The organism is Thermovirga sp., assembly GCA_012523215.1.
Taxonomy (GTDB): Bacteria; Synergistota; Synergistia; order Synergistales; family Thermovirgaceae; genus 58-81.
On sequence record JAAYIZ010000043.1, the window covers coordinates 1 to 7,029 of the forward strand.

A 7,029-nucleotide genomic window follows, 5' to 3' on the forward strand; every position below is an offset into this window, starting at 1 on the left:
AAGATCTTCGTGCCGGCGATGCTCTTCTCGACCAGCGAAACGATCTCATCATGACCCTTCCCTTCATCCAGGGCCTCGACTGCCCTCATGACGAGAAGCCCCAGCGGGGCTGAAGACGTCTTGGAATCGATGACGGTGATATTGCCCCCCACCTTCTCCGCCGCCGCCCTGCTGGCGTTCCAGGTCCCGCTCAACTTCGACGAAATATGCATGGCGATGACGGAGTCGTAGTGCTCCAGGAGAAAACGGTAAGTCCTCTCAAAGTCGGACAGGGAGGGCTGGGAACTGACGGGGCTTTCCCTGGACCCCTCGAGCAGGGTGTAAAACTGCTCCGAGGAGAGGGTCACCCGGTCGATGTAGACGCTTTCCCCGAAGGCGAGGCGAAGCGGCACAACGTGGATCTGGTTCCTGTCGAGGTATTCCTGGGGCAGATCACAGGTCGAGTCGGTGACAAGGGCCACGGAGTGCATCCTGTGCCTGCACACATCGACCTGGCGCTTCATATCATCGGCCTTCTGCTGCGTGATCGCCCCGTGCTTCTTGATCGTGAAAAAGAGCTTGTCGGGGGTGTCGGTGTGTATGTGAACCCTCACCTTCTCCCCGTGGCCACCGACGATGAGGGAATCGCCGAAGGGGCGCATATCCGCCCTTATGCTCGGGATGTCCCTCCCCCATCCCCGGAGGAGCGCCTCGGTGCAATACCTGAAGGATGGTTCACCGTTAGGAAAGTTTTCGTGGCCATGCCGGATCGGGGGGGTCACCGAAAGCGGGGAGAAATCCCTGAGGTCGCCGTTTTCAAGGAAGGAAACAATCCCCTCCAGAAAGTCGACAAAACCCTGGCCGCCGGCGTCAAGCACGCCCGCTTTTGCCAGGATAGGCAATTTCAACGGCGTCTCGCCCAGGGATTTACGGGCCGTTTCCAATGACCCCGGCAGGATATGGGCGAAATCGTCGCACCGCCTGGAGAGCGTGGCAACCTCGGAAGCCCAGTCCTCCATGACGGTCAGTATCGTTCCCTCGACAGGATTGCTCAGTGCCTCCCTGGCATAGGGAACCGCCCCCGAAACGGCCTTCCCGAAGGCCTTCACATCAACCTCGTCCAGCCCCTCCGTCCCTCGAGAAAACCCCCAGAGGAACTGGGCGAAGATCAGGCCCGAGTTGCCGCGGGCTCCCATGAGCGCCGCATCAGCCATGGAAGCGCTGGTCTGTGAAAGGGAGCGGCAAGCAACAGTCCCCTCCGAGACGGACTGAACGGTTGCGGCCAGGTTCGTACCGGTATCCCCGTCGGGCACCGGGAAGACATTCATGCTGTTCAGGACTCCCTGCCTCGCCCTGATGCTGTTGGCACCGGCGGAAAACCCCCTGTGGAGACGGAGTCCGTCCAGAGTTCTGATTTTCATGCTCCACCTCTTGCTGTTTGAAATTCCGGATATTTTCTCATGATAACGCCGGGACAAGAATACCAGAAAAAACGTTTCAGGTCTGTCGGGAAAGCGCATCCAGCGCGCCTGGGGTCGATCTAGAGGGCTCGAAGGAAGGGAATAACATCGTGGACCGCTATCGGCTAATTGCCCCCCCGGATCGCGATCAATAAGTCGAAGGCGAGTGTTTCCTCACCCTGACCGCGTCCAGGAAGGCCATAATCCTTTCGACAAAGGTCCTCTCCCGGGGGGCGTTCAGGATTTCTTTCCAGAAAGCGGCAATGTAGATGTAAGGGTTCTTTGAAAAGACGGCCCCGCCGCCCCGAGTATCAGGCCCTTCTTCTGTGCCGGTTAGGAAACGGCTGAAGTATTCCAGGACTCTTTCAAAGGCGCCCATGGCCTCCAAAGAGGCCCCACCCTCGTCCGCCTCAGCCGACAAAACGGTTTCACCGACAGCGGCGAAGAGGAACGCAAGGGACAGGACAACCGCTATTGCCACGAACCACCCTGGTCTCATGTTTTTCCTCCATCGACAGCCTACGGGAGTAGGCCTTGTATCACCATCAGTGACCGTGGGTGAAAACGATAAAGGACGCCAGCGCTACCCCTACCATGAAAGTCAGGAAGGAGTGGCGCTTTTCATGCTCCCTCGCCTCGGGGAGCAGGTGCGAGGCCGATACGTAGATAAGAACGCCCGACACGAAACCGAGGAGCATCCCCAGGACCTCTCCGCCCAGGGGAATGATAAAGGGATAGGCGATAAAGGCTCCGAGGGGAGTGGTCAGCGAAGCTATCAGGAAGGCGTAGACCATCGCGACCTTCTTATCCATTCCCCCCTTGATGAGCACAAGGTAGGTGATCGCCCCTTCGGCGAACTCGTGGATCACGAGCCCTCCCGCCGAAAGCACTCCGACCAGCACGCTCACCTTGAAGGTGATCGTGTAGACAAGACCATCCACGAAGGAATGGATCCCTATGCCCTGGGCGGCGGTGATCCCGAAGGCCAGGGCCTCCTCGTGGGTGAAATGCTTGATCACCTTGTTGGAAAAGAACATGAAAAGGAAACCGACAAGGGCCAGGAACCCCGCATGGGGGTACCTATGGATGGCCTCGGGCAACGCCAGCATCAGCGGCGTCGATATCAGGACGCCCGCGGCGAAACACATCAGGTAGGCCATTATTTTCTCGACCCGCTCCCTGTACCTGAAGACCATCAGGATTCCAAGAGAGTTTACGAAAGCAGCCAGAAAAGCGAAAAGGGCTATCCACGCGAAGGTCCCTCGCAATGTCCGCAACCCCCCTGCACCAGGTTCAATCCTTTACTATTGTAGATCCTATTTCCCCAACGGGGCATCATTTCCGCTCCCCGGACATGCCATTTCCCGCGGGGGCTTAGGATTTCCATCCTGCCACCGGTCCCGAGGCGATTTTCCTTTTCTTATGCTAGCATCGAATAGTCCCGAAGAATCACCTGGAGGAGGCCAGTTAATGAAGATACTTGCGCAGGACCACGGACCCGGAGCAGGCAGGACCATACCCGATAGGAGTGCCCTGGATAGAACCTGCCAGTGGGCTCTCGAGGACCTTTTCGCGGACAGGGCCGAGTGGGAAAAGGCCTTTGAAGAAACCGGGCCGCTAATGAACTCTCTCGAGGCTTTCAGGGGCGACCTCTCGACCTCACCCTCGAAACTGCTGGAGTGCCTCATGCTGCGTGACAGGCTGGGAGAATTGACCTCCAGGGTATATGCCTACGCCCACATGAAAAGCCACGAGGACACCAGGGACCACGACGGCCAGGCCCTCGCCGCGAGGGCGACGACCCTGGCCGTGGCGGCATCCCGTTCGGGGGCGTTCATCACCCCGGAAATACTGTCGATTCCCGAAGAGACCCTCTCGCATTACCTTGAAAAGGAAAAGGGCCTTGAAATTTACCGCTTCTTCCTTGAGGAGTTGCTGCGGAAGCGCGATCACGTTTTGTCCCCGAAGGAGGAGGAACTGCTGGCCGCTTCGGCAGAGCTCGCCCATGCCCCGGAAAATATCTTCTCCATGCTCACCAACGCCGACATAGCTTTCCCACCGATCCGCGACGAACTGGGCAGGGAGGTGCCCTTTTCGGAGGAACGTTTCGGCCCTTTCCTCCAGAGCGCCGACCGGAGGGTCAGGGAGGACGCCTACAAAAACCTTTACGGCGTCTACGGCCAGTACAGGAACACCCTTTCGGCTTCTCTTAACGCAGCGCTGCGGGCTTCGCTCTTCTATTCGCGGGTGAGGGGATTCGGCTCAAACCTCGAGGCGGCCCTGCACGAGGACGACATACCCATCTCCGTTTACGGCTCTCTGGTGGAAGGCGTCCGGGAGGGGCTCGATGCCCTCCACCGCTACGTGGATCTCAGGAGGAGGGTCCTGGGCATTTCCCCGGTAAGGATGTTCGACCTTTACGTCCCCCTGGTCGACGAGTACCGTCGTGAGATACCCTACCACGAAGCCATCGGGATGGTCCGGGAAGGACTCGCTCCCCTGGGAGAGGCTTACCTGGCCGCCCTCGAAGAGGGTTTCGCTAATCGATGGGCCGATGTCTACGAGAACAGGGGAAAACGGGGAGGAGCCTATTCCTGGGGAGCCTACCCCGTCCATCCCTACGTGCTTCTCAATTACAACGGCAAGATGAGGGATGTCTTCACCGTGGCCCACGAGATGGGACACGCTCTCCACAGGTACTTCTCGGACAGGAAACAACCCTACATCTATTCCGGCCACTCCATATTCATAGCTGAAGTAGCCTCCACCACCAACGAGGCACTCCTCCTGGATCACCTTATCGGTTTGGCTTCAAATCGTGACGAGAGGATATACTTCCTCAACTATAGGCTCGAACAGATCAGGACGACGGTTTTTCGCCAGACCCTCTTCGCCGAATACGAACGGGAGATCCATGAAAGGACCGAAAAGGGCGAGGCCCTGACGGCCGATGAGTTCTGCCGACTTTGGAGGGATCTCAACGCCGAGTACTACGGCCCAGCGGTGGAACTCAACGGTGAGATAGAGATGGAATGGGCGCGCATACCCCACTTCTATTCGCCCTTTTACGTTTACCAGTATGCTACGGGTTACTCGGCGGCGATAGCGCTTTCCAGGGGAATCCTCTTCGAGGGTGACGCCGCGGCGCACCGGTACATGCGTTTCCTGGAAAGGGGCAGCTCGGCGTCCGCCATGGAAGTCCTTCGTGACGCGGGAGTTGACATGGCCAACCCGGAACCGGTGAAAAAAACGGTGGACCTCTTCAGATCCACCGTGGAAGAACTGGAAACGCTCCTGGCCTGAAAAGGGAGTCGCGCCGGCGACCTTTCCCCGTCACTCGCCCGGGCCGAAAAGTTCATGAAAGATCTCTTCGACGGTTTCGATCCTGGTGATCTTCGCCACGTTGGAACCGCAAAAGAAAAGCCCCTCCTCCCAATTGCCCCGGAAAGCGTCTACCAGGGCCTGGGCTATGCAGAAGGCCTGCCTCTCGGTACGGTATGAGCAGTGGGAAAGGCAGTTGGCAAAACAGGGTTTACTCTCCACCGTCCCTTCCAGGTATTCCTCTATGAAGGGAGAACGGAGCACCCGCCCCGGGATCCCCACGGGGCTCTTGATGATTACCACGTCTTCCTCGCTAGCGTCGATGAGGGCCTGCTTGAACCTGGTATCGGCATCCCCCTCGGCCGTGGCGGCGAAGCGGGTACCCATCTGCACTCCCCTGGCTCCCAAGGCAAAGACCTCGTCCATATCGTGGCGGTTCCAGATCCCGCCAGCGCCGATGACGGGGATATCCTCCCCCAACTCTTCATCGAGATACCGAACCAGTTCCGGTATGACCGATTCCAGGGAATAGGCCTCGTCAAAGACTTGCTCCATCTTGGTCACGCCGAGGTGACCCCCGGCGTAAAGGGGGGTCTCAACTACCAGGGCATCGGGAAGACGCCCATAAAGCTTCTCCCAGCGTCGGATTATCAAGCTGGCTGCCTTGACGGAACTGACGATGGGAACGAGGGCCACATCGGGAAAGGCCGCGGTCAGTTCGGGGAGTTTCAAGGGCAGGCCCGCACCGGAGATGATAATATCTACACCGCCCTCACAGGCGGACCTCACATGGAGATCGTAGTCAGTGAGGGCGACCATGGCGTTGACGGCGATGATGCCCCCTTTGGAATTCCTCTTGGCTTCCTCCACATCCTGCCTGAGGACTACCTGGTTGGCCTCGAAATAGTTCCTGCCGTCGTAGATCTCGGAGGCCACCGCCAGGCCGACGCTGGCTATAGTACCGATGCCGCCCGCCCGGGCAACCGCTCCAGCCAGGCTGGGACCGGAAATGCGTACTCCCATGCCTCCCTGGATGAGTGGATACCGAGGGGAATGCTTCCCAATCTTTAGAACCGGTAAGGGGTTTGCCAATATCAACGCTCCCTTGAAAAAGTTGGATTCTTTACAAGACGACCGGTTCATTCTACAGCAAAGGCCATAGAAACGGTACCGCTGCTGGGTTTGGACCCATACTTTTTCCGGTATTTTTCCAGCTCCTCCTTCATGTCCTGGAAACCCGACATGACCCGGGAGACGTACTTATTCCCGATACGGCCAAGGTACCGGAACAGGGCCTTATCCATATCCCCGCCGCAGGACTTAAGGTACCAGGAAAATATGTAGGTGCCGGCAAGGACGTTGTTTCGCGGCTGCAAAAGGTCTTCAAGGGAATTTATCGCTTGAAAGGCCTTGGTCAGCCCCTTTCGGTGGGCCTTCCAGTTCACCTGCATCAATCCATAGGCGTGGCGCGAGCGAGCGTTCTGCCGGACCGTTGATTCCCTGATGATTATCGAGGCAACCATGAAGGGATCCACGCCGAACTCCCCGGCGGCCTCAAGCACATGGGAAGCGTATTTCGCGGCCGTCGACTTGTCGAGACTCTTGTTAGCCCGAGTAAAGGCCGACACTATGACCTCCGTCTCGAGACACGGCAACATCACTTCATCAGCCTGGGGAGTCGGTTCGGGCAACTCGAGTCGGTCGTACCTCTCTCCCTCCGCTGAAGCCGGACCAGGCGCCGTTGAGGCAAAGTTCAAGGTCAACGCCAGAAAAACCAGCAGCGAAATCGGTCGGACATTCGTTCCCATCTATCCCCCGCCTTTCCCTTTTCGCTTGAACTTGGAGCAACCCCGGAGGAACGATGAAAAGAAGATATACTAACCGGGCCGGAACCGCAACCTTGCGGGAACGTACCCTGGAAAGCCATCCGGCATCACCCGGTGGGGAAACAGAAACGGCCGTCCCTTCACGGGGCGGCCGTAAATTGTGAGGTGGTGCGGAGGGGGAGACTTGAACTCCCACAGCCCGAAAGCCACTAGGCCCTCAACCTAGCGCGTCTACCTGTTCCGCCACCCCCGCGCCTTCAAGTTGCGAACGCATTATATTCAAGACTAAGAGACGCGTCAAGGAAAACTGGAGAGGGTGTCGCCGGACAGCGATAATGTCACCCCTTAAGGGGACAGGGAAAATGTCACCCCCCCTGGGTTTTGATAGAGAATGTATCCCATGAAGAACGAGGGTGACATCAGGTTGTCCATCAAGCAGGCGC

At 58.2% G+C, this 7,029-nt stretch carries 6 protein-coding genes and 1 tRNA gene; 1 reads left to right on the top strand and 6 read right to left on the bottom strand.

Annotation, left to right across the window (positions count from 1 at the left end):
• The 3 genes from GX108_01475 to GX108_01485 all read right to left on the bottom strand — a co-directional run.
• A partial coding sequence (locus tag GX108_01475) for a DegV family EDD domain-containing protein (protein NLO55716.1) occupies nt 1-1,400 on the bottom strand: 1,400 nt, incomplete at its 3' end.
• Between the two features lie 187 nt (nt 1,401-1,587).
• The gene (locus GX108_01480; protein ID NLO55717.1) at nt 1,588-1,938 is read right to left on the bottom strand and encodes a hypothetical protein; all 351 of its coding nucleotides are present in this window, start codon (nt 1,936-1,938) and stop codon (nt 1,588-1,590) included.
• A 46-nt stretch (nt 1,939-1,984) separates the two neighbouring features.
• Nucleotides 1,985-2,635: a ZIP family metal transporter gene (locus tag GX108_01485; protein ID NLO55718.1), complete on the bottom strand. Its 651-nt coding sequence runs from the start codon at nt 2,633-2,635 to the stop codon at nt 1,985-1,987.
• 274 nt (nt 2,636-2,909) lie between these two features.
• Between GX108_01485 and pepF the strand changes: the two genes are divergently transcribed.
• A complete protein-coding gene (pepF, locus tag GX108_01490; GenBank protein NLO55719.1) occupies nt 2,910-4,742 on the top strand; it encodes an oligoendopeptidase F in 1,833 nt (610 codons plus the stop codon).
• Between the two features lie 30 nt (nt 4,743-4,772).
• On the opposite strand, the gene GX108_01495 is transcribed toward pepF, so the two are convergent.
• From GX108_01495 to GX108_01505, 3 genes are all read right to left on the bottom strand, one after another.
• Nucleotides 4,773-5,903 (bottom strand): nitronate monooxygenase, encoded by a 1,131-nt coding sequence (locus GX108_01495; GenBank protein ID NLO55720.1) that lies wholly within the window; start codon nt 5,901-5,903, stop codon nt 4,773-4,775.
• On the bottom strand, nt 5,900-6,568 hold the full coding sequence (locus GX108_01500) for a lytic transglycosylase domain-containing protein (protein ID NLO55721.1): 669 nt from the start codon (nt 6,566-6,568) through the stop codon (nt 5,900-5,902). Before GX108_01500 ends, GX108_01495 begins: the two co-directional genes overlap by 4 nt.
• Nucleotides 6,569-6,752: 184 nt before the next feature.
• Nucleotides 6,753-6,839 (bottom strand) — tRNA-Leu (locus GX108_01505).
• Between the last annotated feature and the right edge of the window lie 190 nt (nt 6,840-7,029).

Coding starts and splice junctions, on each gene's coding strand:
- GX108_01480 (NLO55717.1), bottom strand. CDS start 1,938: ATGAGACCAGGGTGGTTCGTGGCAATAGCGGTTGTCCTGTCCCTTGCG.
- pepF (NLO55719.1), top strand. CDS start 2,910: ATGAAGATACTTGCGCAGGACCACGGACCCGGAGCAGGCAGGACCATA.
- GX108_01485 (NLO55718.1), bottom strand. CDS start 2,635: ATGGTCTTCAGGTACAGGGAGCGGGTCGAGAAAATAATGGCCTACCTG.
- GX108_01495 (NLO55720.1), bottom strand. CDS start 5,903: ATGAACCGGTCGTCTTGTAAAGAATCCAACTTTTTCAAGGGAGCGTTG.
- GX108_01500 (NLO55721.1), bottom strand. CDS start 6,568: ATGGGAACGAATGTCCGACCGATTTCGCTGCTGGTTTTTCTGGCGTTG.